The following is a 14809-nucleotide window of genomic DNA, read 5'->3' as shown; positions in this document are numbered from 1 at the left end:
CTCGGTAATGTCGTAGCGTCAATGGATCAATACGGCCATTATGGGATCATTGACGCTACGAGGTTACCAAACCGATATCCTACGCATTTTTTGGATAGTTATTATTTTCCGCGACCCTAAAAAGAATAACACGAGATGAGAGAGATGCGGGGCGTTCTGAAAGAGGCTCATTTATGCGCAAATCAGAGAAACAGTACATACAGAGAAGCTCGTTCATTCGACTGCTTGGTGGAATTATAGTTTTTTTTCTTGTCCTACCCTCTTTGCTCCATGCCCATGATTTGAAAAACGGCATCAAGGAATTCAGAGAGCCGCCTCCGCTATTGCACACCGCGTTGGGTGAGGCTGAATCGTTTTCTGATAAAGGGCAGTTTCATAAGGCTCAGGCAAAACTTGAAACCTATGCCTCTGCTCATCCGGCTGAAACCCATCCTCTTCTCTATTATGAACTGGGGTATTTTGCATATAAAGCTGGCAATATCAATGCAGCAATCTCCAATTTGAAAAAAACCGTGGAGATTGCTCCTGAGTTTAAAGATGCCTGGCAGCTCCTTTCCCTTGCCTGGCAGGAAAGCGGCAGTGCATATTCCAAGGAAGACAAACAGGAAAAAACGAAAAGAATTTATGCCATGCAAAGCAGCGCCATGGCCATGGATAAAGCGTATGTGTTTTCAAAAGATGATGATCTGCTCTATCAATGTGCCATGCTTTGGCTGGAAGCAGAAAAGCCCAAGACAGCCCTGAGCATTCTGGAGGATTTAAGCAAAAGAAAAGCTCCCAAGGAAGAGTGGCTGGTTGGCTTGTCTGAGGCGTTAAAAGCTTTGAAAAACTCCGAGAAAACAGCAGAAGCCATGGAAAAGGCTGCCAGGGTGGGAAATAACCCGGAACTGTTGTTTCATGCAGCCTATTTGTGGAATGAACTGGATAAACCCAAAAGGGCCTTGCCCCTGCTCAAAATCCTGGCAGAGCAAAAGGATCCTGGAAAAAATTGTTTTTTGCTTATGGCCGCTGTTTATAACACCCTTGATCAGCATGCTAATGCTGCAATGGCCTTTGAGCGAGTCATCGAAATAGATCCTGCCCCGGATTACCTCTACAATTGCGGAGTGTTATGGCTGCAGGCTGAGCAGCCGGACAAGGCCTTGCAGAATCTTCTTCGTCTAGCAGATATCCAGCCACTGAAAGCCGACTGGCTGGTTGCCATGGCACAGGCGTGGCTGATAAAGGAAAATATTGCAAAGGCAGCCGATGCCATGGAGGAGGCAGCGTCCATCAGCAAGAAATCGCAGCATATGTATCAGGCCGGTACGCTCAGGCTGCAGCTTAAACAGGTTGACAGAGCTATTAATCTCCTGAGCCCTTTAGCAGAACGTAAACAGCCCAGGAAAGAGTGGTTGGTGGCTTTAGCAAATGCATGGCTCCTGAAGGAAAATTATGCCAAAGGAGCTACCTATATTGAGTGGGCGGCTAATATTTCAGGTGAGGGGAAGCTCTATCATCAGGCCGGCATGTTGTGGCTGGTTGAGGGCAAACAGGAAAAATCCATTAAGTTGTTGAAAAAGAGTGTCGTCGGTAAGAAGGTTGAGCAACTCTGGCTGGTTGATCTGGCTTCTGTTCTACTGGCTGCAAATCAGGAGAGCGAAGTCAAATCAGTCATGGAGCGAACAAATCTTGCAGACGACAAAGTTTCCAACCAATTGCGCTATCGCGGGGTGGTGATCTGGCTGGAGCTGCAGGAACCGAAAAGTGCCTATCCATTATTAAAGATTCTGGTGGGTGCCGATGAGCCCAGATATTCATGGATGAGTTCTCTGGTAAAAAATTGTGTTGAACTGGGCAAGGAGAAAGAGGCAGAGCAGGTCTTGGATAAGATTCTTAGCAGGTATCCATCCCAGGTGAAGTCGTGGAAATTGGCGGTATGGTTTACCCTGCAAAAGGGAGACTATATTGCAGCCGTGGCTGCCAAGGAAATTGTTTTTCATTTTGAGTTTGATGAAAAGAAACACCTGAACGATCTCAGCAGACTGTATCTCCTTGCCGGTGTTCCTCAGCAATCGGCTCATGTATACCGTCGTACCATTGGTAAAAAACCGACCATTGAGCAATTGAATCATTTGGTTGATATTTATCAAAGCGGCAGTATGTATGAAGATGCCTTGAAAATAGCCTGTGAGGTTGCCGAACAGACAAAAACAGCTGAAAGTTTGGAGGTTCTGGGGGATATCTATTATGCTCTACATCGATATGAAGCGAGTTGCCTGGCCTATGAGCAGGCCGCAGAGAGCTGTGATGCTGTTAATACGGGTATTCTGATGAAAGCAGCCTATTCAGCGATGAAAGAAAAACAGTATGCCCGTGCCGCAGGGAATTTTGAGAGCGTAATTGCATCTGGCATTGGCGAAGAAAACCAGATTCAGGCTGCCATGCAGAACCTGGCATACATTAAAAAAAAGCATCAACAAGACAGTAATTCCTGCTATGGCTGCGACTGACCGCAAAGCCTATCTATGCGTGCAATCGCATCGTTCAACGAGATAAGCAACCAACGGGAGATCCCGTGCAGTGTCTGTGATCAGTTTCGTCAAATGGACTCCGGAGAGCCGGCAGGGTAATCACCGAAAAAGAAGCCGCTGGAGAAATCACAAGGACTGTGTTTGCTCCAGCGGCGGGAAGAGGAGAGGAGAGGCGGGATTTATGAAAAAGTGTCAGAGCTGTTCAGGCCAGACACGTGGGTAGGATTATTTCATGCTGACAGATTGAATGGCATCATAAACGTCAGCATCGGTACTGCGACCAAGTTCAATCCAGGTGATGGCCAGGCTTTCGTCACTGTTCTGTTTGATTTTTGCAGCATAAATCGTGCCAGCACTCAGTTCTTTAGGTGTGTCGGCAACGAATTTTGCCAGGATAACCCCGGTGCCGTCGTCTCCGCTGTACACGGTTTTCATGTCAGGCATGACTCGACCCATCTCATAGCTGAGCCGTCCCATGGCATAATGTTTGACCACATGGGTTCCTGCAAAATCACCGTTGGTATCTGGCAACAGTTCAACCAGATATCCATAGTTGTATGGATTAGCCTGCTCACCCAGGTAGATGGACATATCCACTACATTTTTTTTCCATCCGGTTTTGGAAGCCATTGGTTCGTATTCTTCACTACTCAGGCCGGTGTTCCAGGGGGTTACGCTGGCATTACAGTTGTTCCAGGTTCCACCCACTGCGGCAAAGCTGACGTTCTCGCCATCAAGAATTTTCCAGCTGTCTCCGTCTTTTTCAATGTAGATTTTGCCGACAGTGCCCGGCCTGCATTCGTAATTGGTGTAGAGGTAACCATAGGAACCGTCTTCAGCTATTGGCAGGAACATATTGCCGTCAGGGTGATTGCAGATCTCTTTCAAATCGCCGGCCATCGTATTGATCTGGCCAAAACGTTGATTATAGATGTCGTTGGGGATGGGCTCACCCACGCGGGCAAGTACCTGGTATGCGCCTTTGGCAATCTTGACATCAAATACATCATCGCCCTTTGGTACATCCACGGATGTAAATGAGTCGTTACTCTTAAACCCATTTACCGTCCCCACAACACCACGGTTGTAGGGAAATTTGCTCATTGCAGAGGGATGCTGGACGTTAAAGAAGAGTTCATCGTTGGCAGTAACATGCACGCCGGTAATCTCCGCACCTGTGGGGACGGTTGCAAAGCGTTTCAGCTCTTTGCCATCCCATCGCCAGATAGCATTGTTTACGTGGCTGCTGGTGTCTTCTGAAATCCACAGGTTGCCATGTTTGTCAGCATATAACCCGTCAGGATTGGCAATGTTGTCGGGATCGCATTTGTCAGCAAAACCACTCCCATATTCTGAGGTAACCTCTTTGTTGTAAGGCCCGCCAATCACAGCAGGTTTGAGCTCGCTGATGTTATAGTTGGAATCGAGCTTACCCTCATACACGATACCGCATTTGTTTTTTGGCAGCTGGATGTCACCCTTGTCATCGCTCATTGTTTTTTCAATGGCGCTCATGGCAATGTAGATTTTGCCGTTTTTTTCATCCAGAGCCACACCTTCCATTTTACGAAATTCAGCGGTTGCTCCCATACGTTCTGCATAGGCACGGGTCTCCAGAAAGGCCGCCATGGGATCGTTAAGGGAAAACAGACGTTCTTCTTCTGCAGCCTGGGTTTGCACCGCAGCAAATGTGGAGGCGCCAAGCATGGAAACCATGGCCAGACGAGACAAAGTTTTATGCATTTCCAACTCCTTTTTGAATCATTGAAATACGTATATCTTGATATATCTGGCATCAAAAGTACCCGTATATCATTATGATAGTATTAAAAACAGATCAGGAGAGTGGTAGGAGAGGTGGCCATCTGTTGTATGAACCAGATGGCCAATATAAACGATGGGCCTGGCAGAAAAGGAAATGGTGATAGCTATATAAAGCCGGAAAAACTTGTGTCTGTGACTTATCCGCCCAGGTAGGCCTTCTTAAGTTCGGGATTAGCCAGGAGTTCGTCTGCGGTTCCCTGAGCAACGATTTCTCCCGTATCCAGCACATATCCTCGATGGGCAAGGTGTAGGGCAAGATTGGCATTCTGCTCGATGAGAAGGATTGTCATGCCTTCTTCGTTGAGCTTTTTCAGGGTTCTGAACAGCTCGTATTTGAGTACAGGTGCAAGTCCCATGGAGGGCTCGTCCAGCAACAGAAAGTTACATCCGGTCATCAGGGCACGACCAACGGCGAGCATCTGCTGTTCGCCCCCGGAAAGGGATTCGCTGCGCTGGTGTTTACGTTCCTCCAGGCGGGGGAACAGATCAAAGATCCTTTGGTATTCTTCACTGAAGTCGGTCCCTTTCTCCCTGCTATAGGTGCCCAGGATCAGGTTCTCCATGACAGTCAGGTTACCAAAAATATGGCGACCTTCAGGTACCAGAGCCAGCTTCAGATCTTTGACGACTTTGTCAGGCGGTGTCTTCAGAATCGATTCTCCTTCATAGAGGATGTCGCCGCCGACAACGCGGGGAGATTCAGGAGGAGGCAGGCGGGTGATAGAATAGAGACTGGTTGTTTTACCTGCACCGTTTGCACCGATCAGGGTTACGATTTCACCCTTGGCCACCTGGAAGGAGATACCGTGCAGGGCCTGAATATTCCCGTATTTAACAACTAGATTTTCAACTGAGAGTAGCATCAGATTGTATCATCTCCCAAGTAGGCAGAAATTACAGCAGGATTATTGCGGATTTCTTCCGGATCGCCTTCGGCTATGGTTTGGCCGAAGTCAATCACCTTGATCTGTGAGCACAGTTCCATGACTACATCCATGTGGTGTTCGATCAACAGGATGGAGATATCAAAATTTTCATGGATCCATTTAACAAGGCGAATCAGTTCGATGGCATCTACTGAGTTCAACCCGGCAGCAGGTTCATCCAGCAGCAGGAGCTTAGGCTTTTCAGACAAAGCGCGAACAATTTCCAGCTTTCGCTGCAGGCCGTAGGGGAGGTTGGTGGGCAGTTCATTGGCATATTGGTCCAGTTCAAAAAAGGTGAGCAGTTCCCTAGCTTCCTTTTCTATGCGTGCCTCGCAATCTCTATATGAGCGGGTTCGTAATACGGCTTGCAAGAAGCCGTAATCCAGGGCACCGTGCTGGGCCACCCGGATGTTGTCCAGAACCGACATGTCGTTCCAGAGCCGGATGTTCTGAAAGGTTCTGGCAACGCCCAGGGCGGTAACCTTGTGGGGTTTGAGACCGGCGGTGGGCCTGCCGTTGATAAATATCCGTCCCTGACTTGGCTGATAAAAGCCGCTGATCAGATTAAAGACTGTTGTCTTGCCTGCGCCATTGGGACCTATGAGTCCATAGAGCTGATTCTTGCCCAGGTTAATGCTGAAGTCGGAGACCGCAACCAGACCGCCGAACCGCTGGGTCATATTGCGGATTTCAAGAACAGACGTTGATGATGGAGCTTGTGTGTTCTGCATGGTTATTTGAACTTGTAAAATCGTTTAAGGCCTGGAAAGAGGTCGCTCAGTTCACGGTTGCCCATGATGCCTTCTGGTCTGAACTGCATGAGAATAATGAGTATAAGCGGGATGATAACCCATTTCCAAACCTGGCTGTAATGCCAGCTGTCTGGAACAAACCAGAGATAGTGCAGTAATACATCTGCGAAACGTAATCCTTCGGTGAGTAAGGTGAAAAGTACAGCCGCTATTACGGCCCCGCTGAGGGAGCCCATACCACCAAGATAGACCATGACCATTGCTTCTGTGGATTTGAGTATGTTAAAACTTCCAGGATTAACATAACCGATAATATATGCAAACAGGCCACCTGCAACACCGGCCAGGCCGGAGGAAAGCATGAAGGTGATGGTTTTCATCTTATTGGTGTTTACACTCATTATTTCAGCAGCCACCTCGTCCTGACAGATGGCATTCACTCCCTTGCCAAAAGTGGAAGAAGTATAACGCCGTAAGAGCCATACTGTACCGATGGTGAACACAAAAACCCATATGACCATCCAGGGAAGATAAAGAACATCCTCCATGGAGTTGACAACTCGTTTCATACCCATGAATCCCCGTGAACCACCGATAATATTCATGTTTTCAATGGCAGAAATGATAATGTAGTTGGCTGCTATGGTGATGATGGCCAGATAGTCTCCGCGGGTTCTGTATGAGGGAATAGCTACCAAGAGGCCGGTCAGGGCTGCTGCCAACCCTCCTGCAATGATGATAAAAGGGAAAAAGTACACTGCCATTTCCGGATTAAGCAGAGGGGCTGCCAGTATCTTGTTTTTACTGAATAACAGTACCCCAAGAACAGAGGAAACATAGGCTCCCACGCACATGAAGCCAGCATGGCCGCAGGAGAATTCACCCATGTTTCCATTTACCAGGTTAAGACTGGTGGACATAATAATGTTAACACCCATGAACATGAGTACAGAAATAATGTAGAGGTCGATGGCTTCTTCGTAGGCCAGATAGGTAATAAGACCGCCAAGAGCGATGAGGATGAGTTGAACGGAATATCTCTGCATGATCGTACTCTCCCCTTAAATCTTGGTGGTCTTGGCTATGCCGAACAGACCTGTTGGCTTAAACGACAGGATAACCAGCAGAACGGTAAAGGCTATCAGATCCCGGTATGTTGAGGGAAAGAAGGCCACAACCATGATTTCCACTGCGCCAAGCAGAAAGCCACCAATAAACGCACCCCGGATATCACCTATGCCGCCGACCACTGCAGCGATAAAGGCTTTCCAACCGATAAGAGCGCCCATATAAGGTTCCAGTATTGGATAACTCATGGCAAAGAGAAGTCCAGCAAGGGCTGCAAAGGAGGAACCCAGGACAAACGTTACAACAATAATGTTGTCAATGGGAATGCCCATGAGGGGAACTGCAAATTTGTCGTAGGAAATAGCCCGCATGGCCATGCCTACTTTGGTTTTCGTCACAATCCAGTGAAGAATGAAAAAACAGATAAAGGCTGTGACAATAACCGCTATTTTCAGGTTGGTAAAGCTGACTCCACCAATGGTATACACATGTTCGGAAATAAGTGAGGGAAAAGCCTTACGGCTTGCGCCAAGAAGAGCCAGGTTACCATTCTCAAGGATCAGGCCACACATGAGGGCGGTGATAACCACATAAAGCCTGTGGGCACCTTTACGTCTGAGGGGCCTGTAGGCTATACGTTCAATGGAGACACCAACCAATGAGGTCACGATCATGGTGATGGGAATGGTCAGGGCCAGTGCAGCCCATCCTGGCAGTCCCAACGTGGAGAGAATAAAGGTGGCAGCAAAAAAAGCGACGTATGCGCCTATCATGAAAATGTCGCCATGGGCGAAGTTGATCAGCACCAGAACACCGTAAACCATGGTGTATCCCAGAGCAATGAGTGCATAAAAGCTCCCCCATTGCAGTGCGTTGATTATGTTTTGGATTAAACTTGCTGTGCTCATTGACTCAAGTAGTTTTATCCTGCTTTTCGGGCAGGTTGAATTATTGCTACGTTGCAACAGGAGGCGCTTGGGCCGTGTCTATCTCAACGAGTGGTCTTGGGTATCTTGCTTTTGTGATCACTGATTATGTTCAAAAGATGTGGATGCCTGGGGCATATACTATTTCATACCTTATGTTCGGACAAACGCTTCATCTTGAAGTAGACACAAAGTAGAAAAGAGCAGGCCAGACTGCCGGTCTGACCTGCTCTTGGAATTTTTCATCTATTTCAGGAGGTTGTTCAGGGGCAAACGGATTCTGTGAATTCGAATTCACCGCTGTCACTTATGCGTACCACGACCGCACATTTGAGGGGATCACCTTCCTCATCGAACTTCATGGCACCTGTTATTCCTTCAAAAGATGGAATTTCAGACATGGCGTCACGAACAGCTTTGCGATCTTTACGTATTTTTCCGCTAAGGCCTTCGGTATCCTGGATAGCCTGAAGAACGATACGGGTTGCGTCCCAGGTCAATGCTGCAACATCATCTGGTACATAACCATACTTTTTGGTGTAGCGATCAATAAATTCTTTGGTTGCGCCTGTGGCCCCGGCTGCTGCATAATGGGTAGAGAAGTAGAGACCCTTACAGTCATCGCCACACAGGGTCATCAGTTCTGAAGAACCCCAGGCATCTGAACCCATGAAGGGACCTTTGTAACCCAGCTGGTGGGCTTGTTTTACGATAAGGGCTACCTGGTTGTAGTTATCTGGTACAAAGATGAAGTCCGGCTTGGCACTTGTAATCTTGGTCAGCTGTGCTGAAAAATCCTGATCCTTGGTGCCGTGGCTTTCAAAGGCAACGACACTGCCAGCGCCCATTTTTTTCTCAAACTCTTCCTTAAAAATTTCTGCAAGCCCTTTGGAATAGTCATTGGACAGGTCGTACAGAACCGCTGCAGTTTTGGCATTAAAGGTTTTTGCTGAGAAATTTACTGCAACAGGTCCCTGGAATGGGTCAAGAAATGCAGCGCGGAAAACCCATGGTCTGTCTTTGGTGGTATCAGGGTTGGTTGACCATGGAGAGACCATGACTGTCTGGTTGTCGTCGGCAATCTGGCCAGCAGGAACAGCCTGCTTGCTGGAGTTGGGGCCGATCATGGCTAAAACCTGATCTTTTTCAATGAGTTTCAGCGCAGTGGTAACCGCAGATTCAGCTTTGGATTCATTGTCTTCATAGATAAAATCAAGCATGTACTTTTTGCCACCTACCTCAAGACCGCCGGCACCGTTAATGTCTTCTTTGAGCATTTCGGCAGAAAGTTTTGAGGATTCGCCAACTTTAGGGATATCCCCGGTAAGCGGAATGTTGTACCCAATCTTGATGGTATCCGCTGCCAGGGCTGAGCCTGCCAAAAGCAGCGCAGAACATGATAGTACAGCTGTTGCCAATGTTCTCTTCATGGACTCCTCCTTTATTTGAGTCGAGAGTGGTGAACGTGTAGGGCTGCATTTTCAAAAAATAGACCATACCAATTTTTTACACAGAGTCAAAACAGGATTTTCAGGGAAATGTTCACATGACTCCGCTAAACAGAAAAAACTTTCAAAAAAGTAATAAAATGTATGCTTGGCCCTGTGGATTATACATTGTTGTGGTGAAATGGAAAGTGCTTTTTGGCAAGTCGTGTACATGCATTATCGAGTCTGTTATTATATGTAGCCTTATCATTATATGTTGATTCGGGGAGTTGATTGGTGTTCAACGGTGGCAACAAATTGGAATTATGACAAGATGTTATGTTTCTTGCATGCAAGCCTACCGATGTCGCAACAATGTAACTGTGGCGACAATCGTGCCTGCCAGCCTTTTTAAGCAGCTGGGATCATTTTTTTGCTGAACAGGAGATATGAAGATAAAGAGATGGTTTTATGATAAAATGCAATCGTGGATGGCGGGATATCGGCAAAAAAATGTATATTAACCCATAATGATGTATCTATGAAAATACTTGTCGTTGCTGACATTATAGCGCCTGAGTTAACAGAAAAGGGATTGCAGGCTGATATTGTTAATGGCGTTGACCTGGTTCTTTCCTGTGGAGACCTGCCTCCGGAGTTTCTCTCTTTCCTGTCTAGGAAAACAGGTGCACCTGTGTTTTATGTGTTGGGAAACCATGACATTCGTCATGCGAACCTGAATATCCCCGGATGCCAGAATATTCATCGCCATATTCAGACGTTTAATAATGTCAGCTTTTTAGGGCTGGGCGGGTCGCAATGGTACAATGGAGGGCCCAACCAGTATAAGGAGTCCCAGATGAGTCTTTTTTTACGGGGGATATGGTTTTCACTTCTCCTGCACAAGGGGGTTGACATTGTGGTTACCCATGCACCTCCAAGGGGAGTAGGTGACGCGGAAGATCCCTGTCATAGAGGGTTCCTCTGTTTTCGGCGACTCATAGAGCGATATCGGCCAGCCTATTTTTTGCATGGGCATATTCACAAAGAATTCCGTAAAGATGATGATCGTAAAAGCTGGCTGAAAAATACTTTGATAGTGAACTGCTTCGGGTACTATATTCTCCATGTTTGATACCTTAAAATGTTTCATCACCTGTCTGCGTAAGGAAAAAGCTGAGAATAATCTGCAGCTTTTTGATACTGTACAGCAAAGCGAGCAGGCATATGAATCCATTCACCGTGGTGTACGTGAAATACCCCTGCTGCAGATTGTGGGTACCGTTGGGCGATATCATGATTTCGATAACCAGTTCCGGCCCAAACGGGAAGGTGAAAACAGTCGATTGGATGGTATCAGGCGAGCCATGGTGAAAGGTCGCCTCATGCCGCCCGTTTCCCTGTATCAGATCAAGGAGGATTATTTCATTCTTGATGGGCATCATCGTGTAGCAGCGGCCCGAGAGTTAGGGCACACCCATATTCGAGCATGTATTGTGGAATTGTTGCCTGGTGCAGACAGTCTGGAGAACCGGCTGTATCTGGAAAAAATTTCTTTCAGAGATAAATCCGGACAGACTGAAACTCTAGAGCTTACGGAGCCCGGTCAGTTTGTCCATCTGGAAAAACAAATTCAGGATCATCAACAATTTCTTAAGGATCATGAAGCCCAGGATTTCACCTTTAAGCAGGCTGCAGCAGACTGGTCAAGAACTATCTATCGCCCCTTGAAAGCCATGATAGAAAAGAGTGGGCTTGTCCACTCATTTCCTGGCAGGACCGTTGATGATCTCTATCTCTACATCTCCACATACCAGTGGGAAAAAGGCGCAGCCCGAAATTATGGCATTGGAATTGATAGACTTATTCCTCAAAATATGGAGGCTTTTCGGGAGCTCATGATTGACCGTACAGAAGCACAGTATCCGGATATGAAGCGTGAGATTACCTTTTTCGTGCTCATGAATGTGGAGGGGCGTTATGAAGACCAGATTATGGACAAACTGTATGCGCAGCCCGAAGTGGATGAGATCCATTCTGTGCACGGTTCCATTGACATGGTTGTGAAAGTGACTTTGCAGCGGGATTTGCTTGCCTCGGATGCAGAGTTGATCTCTGAGTTCACCCAACGGGCCATGCGTACCCTTAAAGGGGTAAGAAGTACCCAAACCTTAATTCCCGGAGTTTCAAAAATAAAACAGAATACGTGACTACTCACAGGGGAGGCGGATACGCTTGAAAGTCTCCCTTATTTATAACTGGCTGCAGGGTGCCTGAGGTTTTCGCAAGGAGGGTGTGCTGAGTATTGAGTCATACGTAAGCCCGGCTGAATGCGGAAAGATCAGGTGCTCTGTAACCAGTTACCTGAAAAAGTGAAAGGAGGACAGAAAGATGCAACAAAAGATTCTGATATTTGCTGTGCTGACTTTGCTTTGTTTTTCATTTACCGCATCGGCATTAGCCCAACAGGGAATGAATTGGAAGGGAAGCGGAGGCTGGGGCGCACAAGCGCCGTATGCTCGTATGTATAATCCGCAGAGCGTTGAAACGGTCAATGGAGAGGTCGTCTCGATTGAAAAGATTATTCCCATGCAGGGCATGAATTATGGCATGCATCTCACGCTGCAAACAGAGACAGAAACAATCTCTGTGCATCTCGGCCCAGCCTGGTATCTGGAAAACCAGGATGTACAAATAGCGGCTGCTGATAAAATAGAAATCAAAGGTTCCCGTGTTACCTTGGATGGGAAGCCTGTTTTGATTGCTGCAGAGTTGAAAAAAGGAGACAAGGTACTGGTGCTCCGTGATGCAGGAGGGTTTCCTGTTTGGAGTGGCTGGCGTCGCCGTTAGCCTGTGATGATATGGAGACTCCGGGGAAGATTGATGCAATTGCAATAAATGAAGTCCAGCTCCTTTTGGCAGAAAAACGGACTTCCCTAGCAGTGCTGCGTACTGGAATTGCAGTTTTGGCTTTACCTTTATCTGTGGTCAGCGTGCTGATCGCCACGTCGAAATATTATGATGTCTTACATGTTTTACACTTTATCATTCCGCTCAGTATACTGAATTTTTGCCTGGTCATTCTTGGTAGCTATCTTATCAGCAGGTCCATATTGAAAATGCGAAGTTATGATAAGCATATTCAGCAGATCAGGAGAGAGTATCAGAGCATTTCAGCATTGATTGAATAAAAGGGGAATGGAGAAATCCGGGTTAGAGTTGGTGTGTTTTGAGAAGGTTTATAATTCTTTTTTCAATGGAGGATCCATTATGCAAGAAGACAAGACGATAACCGTTACCTGCCCTAAATGTGGTTCCAAAATCACTGAAAAACTCAGTTATTTTAAGACACCAGGCAAATCCTGCACCGCCTGCTGCCGGCCTTTTTCCTCAACACGGTTCAAGATGGCTATTGAAAAGGCTTTGGAATAAGTGATTGGAAATGGCCGAAACCCATCGTCGTCAGCTTCAATAAATTGTGAAAACGGTATTACAGGGCCATAAAAGCGCGTTATCCTGCACCAATGGTTAAGGGTCACGGAAAAAATAAATTATCGAACCTTGCTTATCTCTCAACTCGGTAAGGTCGTCGCATCAATGGCTCAATACGGCCAGTATAGAACCATTGACGTGAAGGCACTACCAAACCGATATCTTACGCAATTTTTGGATATTTATTCTTTTCCGCGACCCTCATTGCACTACTCATAGGGTAAGTGACTAAGCCTAGCAACTTCCCTGTATTTGTCACTGATCACAGATGCCTCATAGGTGCATACGCCGGATTGTTAGCAGGTGCTTCAGATTTGGAAAAGCGCGGTTTCTCGCAGGTAAGCGAAGACTCCGGTAGGCTATCTGTGCGGGAAACCGCGATCGTGAAAACAGATAAATGACCAGCGGGAGACTTCGTGGGGTACCTGTGATCAGTTACCCTTACCAGACTTCTTCAATGTATGGATCATCATAACGCTTAAGAGTGGCTAACCATTCCGGCATTTGTTCTTGTATTGTTTTCTTTAACTCACTCAGATCGTCTGCATCTATCAAACCTTTTTGATGCATGAACGTGTAGAATTTTTTCAGGCTAGCTGCATTGCTCTTAATGCTTGATTGGCTCGCCCACCCAGCCTTTTTGATAAACCAATAACCGAAAAACATATCAACATCATCAATACCATCTTGTGCTTTAGTTATTTCTTCGTAAAGCAGGTATTCGTTGATATAGAAATCAATGTTGAAAAAATGATTGTCTATCGTTTTTTCCGATAGTTCAGAAGCCTTCAGCCAATCTTCAAATTCACTGAGTAATCTTTCATTAGCTTTCCTGATTTTTTTACAATCTTTTTCGTATTTTTCGTAATCATCCATTTCATATACTCGACTATTTCTTTTTTTTCCGATTTGCTTTTTTCGACGCTTTGGACTGTTTTCTCTTTGATTTCTTGATCTTTGGATTTGGCTTTTTTTTGTTTTGTAATAAGCCGGTTGGTGTGTTTTTTGACATTTTCTTTTCTGGCTGGTCAAAACATGCCCACGTAGACATACTGTCGTGAATGTTGTATATTTGGCTCCTTTCTATCTTCCTCCTAAGATTATCCAGGCATTTTTCCTTGCCGACCATTAGCACGTCTGTGAAGTCTTTATAAGAAATGAAGAAAGGGTCAATCAGTTCTTCATTGTATGCGTTTTCAATAACGTCCATTAATTCTTCAGGAAAAATGTCATGGATGCAGCTAGCCAGTAAATCATGAAAGGCCGAGTCAGGCGATGTTGGCTCTACAGAAAATAATTCTCTGTAGAATGTAAGAATTTCCTCACGGGTTATGTAGCCCTCGATGAGTGCATAAGATAAAGCTCGGAGTGCAGATCCTCTGCAATAGTCATATGCTTCTTTATTTAAAATCAATTCCTTGATTTTTTCAACATTCCCTCCACATGTTCTGAGAAGCACAATAGGCAGACCCTCTGTGACAGAATCTCCGAATAAGTATTCTGGCTGTTCGTTTGGAAGGCTGAACAGGTTAACTATAACATCATGGGCTTTGGTTTCACCAAAATACCCTAGCAGCATAAACGCATATATATGTCCCCAATATTTACTATCACGAGCCGCATATTTTTCCGAATTTTGAAGAACATTCTCCAATAAATGTATTAAGTGAGGGGTGATTTCATCACGTTTACGCAATGCTTCATCGATTTCTTCGCGTTTGTATTTTTTGTCGAAAATTTCAAGTGATTGTATTAATTCGTGGATTTCCATTGTCGTCTTCTAAAGATTAAAAATAGTAAATGTATTGTTTGGTTACTCAATGTAACTGATTCTGAAGTCCGTGATCAGTTACCTCAATACGGCCAGTATGGAACCATTGA

At 46.0% G+C, this 14809-nt stretch carries 14 protein-coding genes; 6 read left to right on the top strand and 8 right to left on the bottom strand.

Going from position 1 to position 14809, the window contains the following annotated elements:
- The first annotated feature begins 173 nt into the window (after positions 1-173).
- Positions 174-2492: a tetratricopeptide repeat protein gene (locus G493_RS0118070; RefSeq protein WP_028581542.1), complete on the top strand. Its 2319-nt coding sequence runs from the start codon at positions 174-176 to the stop codon at positions 2490-2492.
- A 246-nt stretch (positions 2493-2738) separates the two neighbouring features.
- Here the strand turns inward: G493_RS0118070 and G493_RS32455 are convergent, their stop codons facing one another.
- The 6 genes from G493_RS32455 to G493_RS0118030 form a co-directional block, all read right to left on the bottom strand.
- Positions 2739-4256, bottom strand: a complete 1518-nt coding sequence (locus G493_RS32455; protein ID WP_051309487.1) for an alkaline phosphatase PhoX — start codon at positions 4254-4256, stop codon at positions 2739-2741.
- Positions 4257-4474: 218 nt separating this feature from the next.
- A complete protein-coding gene (locus G493_RS0118055) occupies positions 4475-5200 on the bottom strand; it encodes an ABC transporter ATP-binding protein (protein WP_028581541.1) in 726 nt (241 codons plus the stop codon).
- Complete coding sequence (locus tag G493_RS0118050) at positions 5200-5994, bottom strand: ABC transporter ATP-binding protein (RefSeq protein ID WP_028581540.1); 795 nt, start codon at positions 5992-5994, stop codon at positions 5200-5202. The genes G493_RS0118055 and G493_RS0118050 overlap by 1 nt, the downstream gene beginning before the upstream one ends.
- A 2-nt stretch (positions 5995-5996) precedes the next feature.
- Positions 5997-7061: a branched-chain amino acid ABC transporter permease gene (locus G493_RS0118045; protein ID WP_028581539.1), complete on the bottom strand. Its 1065-nt coding sequence runs from the start codon at positions 7059-7061 to the stop codon at positions 5997-5999.
- A gap of 15 nt (positions 7062-7076) precedes the next feature.
- Complete coding sequence (locus tag G493_RS0118040; RefSeq protein ID WP_028581538.1) at positions 7077-7991, bottom strand: branched-chain amino acid ABC transporter permease; 915 nt, start codon at positions 7989-7991, stop codon at positions 7077-7079.
- Between the two features lie 281 nt (positions 7992-8272).
- Positions 8273-9439 carry an ABC transporter substrate-binding protein gene (locus G493_RS0118030; protein WP_028581537.1) on the bottom strand — a complete coding sequence of 389 codons (1167 nt, stop codon included), beginning with the start codon at positions 9437-9439 and terminating at the stop codon, positions 8273-8275.
- Positions 9440-9977: 538 nt separating this feature from the next.
- Here G493_RS0118030 and G493_RS0118025 point away from each other — a divergent pair.
- From G493_RS0118025 to G493_RS0118005, 5 genes are all read left to right on the top strand, one after another.
- Complete coding sequence (locus G493_RS0118025; RefSeq protein ID WP_028581536.1) at positions 9978-10571, top strand: metallophosphoesterase family protein; 594 nt, start codon at positions 9978-9980, stop codon at positions 10569-10571.
- Positions 10564-11646 carry an Lrp/AsnC ligand binding domain-containing protein gene (locus tag G493_RS0118020; protein WP_051309485.1) on the top strand — a complete coding sequence of 361 codons (1083 nt, stop codon included), beginning with the start codon at positions 10564-10566 and terminating at the stop codon, positions 11644-11646. The genes G493_RS0118025 and G493_RS0118020 overlap by 8 nt, the downstream gene beginning before the upstream one ends.
- A 181-nt stretch (positions 11647-11827) precedes the next feature.
- Positions 11828-12286, top strand: coding sequence for a DNA-binding protein (locus G493_RS0118015; protein ID WP_028581534.1), 459 nt, complete (start codon positions 11828-11830; stop codon positions 12284-12286).
- Positions 12262-12627: a hypothetical protein gene (locus G493_RS0118010; protein ID WP_232363791.1), complete on the top strand. Its 366-nt coding sequence runs from the start codon at positions 12262-12264 to the stop codon at positions 12625-12627. Before G493_RS0118015 ends, G493_RS0118010 begins: the two co-directional genes overlap by 25 nt.
- A 79-nt stretch (positions 12628-12706) precedes the next feature.
- On the top strand, positions 12707-12868 hold the full coding sequence (locus tag G493_RS0118005) for a hypothetical protein (RefSeq protein WP_153306576.1): 162 nt from the start codon (positions 12707-12709) through the stop codon (positions 12866-12868).
- A gap of 501 nt (positions 12869-13369) precedes the next feature.
- Here the strand turns inward: G493_RS0118005 and G493_RS0118000 are convergent.
- Complete coding sequence (locus G493_RS0118000; RefSeq protein ID WP_028581531.1) at positions 13370-13804, bottom strand: hypothetical protein; 435 nt, start codon at positions 13802-13804, stop codon at positions 13370-13372.
- A 13-nt stretch (positions 13805-13817) separates the two neighbouring features.
- Complete coding sequence (locus G493_RS0117995) at positions 13818-14699, bottom strand: DUF1186 domain-containing protein (RefSeq protein WP_028581530.1); 882 nt, start codon at positions 14697-14699, stop codon at positions 13818-13820.
- Between the last annotated feature and the right edge of the window lie 110 nt (positions 14700-14809).

The sequence above is a fragment of the Desulfogranum japonicum DSM 18378 genome, from assembly GCF_000429945.1.
Lineage (GTDB): Bacteria > Desulfobacterota > Desulfobulbia > Desulfobulbales > Desulfobulbaceae > Desulfogranum > Desulfogranum japonicum.
The sequence above is the reverse complement of the archived record's forward strand: the minus strand, read 5'-3'. Positions and strand labels throughout refer to the sequence as shown.

What these genes read in the sequence shown, in the direction of transcription:
- G493_RS0118030 (WP_028581537.1), bottom strand. Translation starts at nt 9,439, where the DNA reads ATGAAGAGAACATTGGCAACAGCTGTACTATCATGTTCTGCGCTGCTT.
- G493_RS0118000 (WP_028581531.1), bottom strand. Translation starts at nt 13,804, where the DNA reads ATGGATGATTACGAAAAATACGAAAAAGATTGTAAAAAAATCAGGAAA.
- G493_RS0117995 (WP_028581530.1), bottom strand. Translation starts at nt 14,699, where the DNA reads ATGGAAATCCACGAATTAATACAATCACTTGAAATTTTCGACAAAAAA.
- G493_RS0118025 (WP_028581536.1), top strand. Translation starts at nt 9,978, where the DNA reads ATGAAAATACTTGTCGTTGCTGACATTATAGCGCCTGAGTTAACAGAA.
- G493_RS0118015 (WP_028581534.1), top strand. Translation starts at nt 11,828, where the DNA reads ATGCAACAAAAGATTCTGATATTTGCTGTGCTGACTTTGCTTTGTTTT.
- G493_RS0118045 (WP_028581539.1), bottom strand. Translation starts at nt 7,061, where the DNA reads ATGCAGAGATATTCCGTTCAACTCATCCTCATCGCTCTTGGCGGTCTT.
- G493_RS0118050 (WP_028581540.1), bottom strand. Translation starts at nt 5,994, where the DNA reads ATGCAGAACACACAAGCTCCATCATCAACGTCTGTTCTTGAAATCCGC.
- G493_RS0118005 (WP_153306576.1), top strand. Translation starts at nt 12,707, where the DNA reads ATGCAAGAAGACAAGACGATAACCGTTACCTGCCCTAAATGTGGTTCC.
- G493_RS0118055 (WP_028581541.1), bottom strand. Translation starts at nt 5,200, where the DNA reads ATGCTACTCTCAGTTGAAAATCTAGTTGTTAAATACGGGAATATTCAG.
- G493_RS0118070 (WP_028581542.1), top strand. Translation starts at nt 174, where the DNA reads ATGCGCAAATCAGAGAAACAGTACATACAGAGAAGCTCGTTCATTCGA.
- G493_RS0118040 (WP_028581538.1), bottom strand. Translation starts at nt 7,991, where the DNA reads ATGAGCACAGCAAGTTTAATCCAAAACATAATCAACGCACTGCAATGG.
- G493_RS0118020 (WP_051309485.1), top strand. Translation starts at nt 10,564, where the DNA reads ATGTTTGATACCTTAAAATGTTTCATCACCTGTCTGCGTAAGGAAAAA.
- G493_RS32455 (WP_051309487.1), bottom strand. Translation starts at nt 4,256, where the DNA reads ATGCATAAAACTTTGTCTCGTCTGGCCATGGTTTCCATGCTTGGCGCC.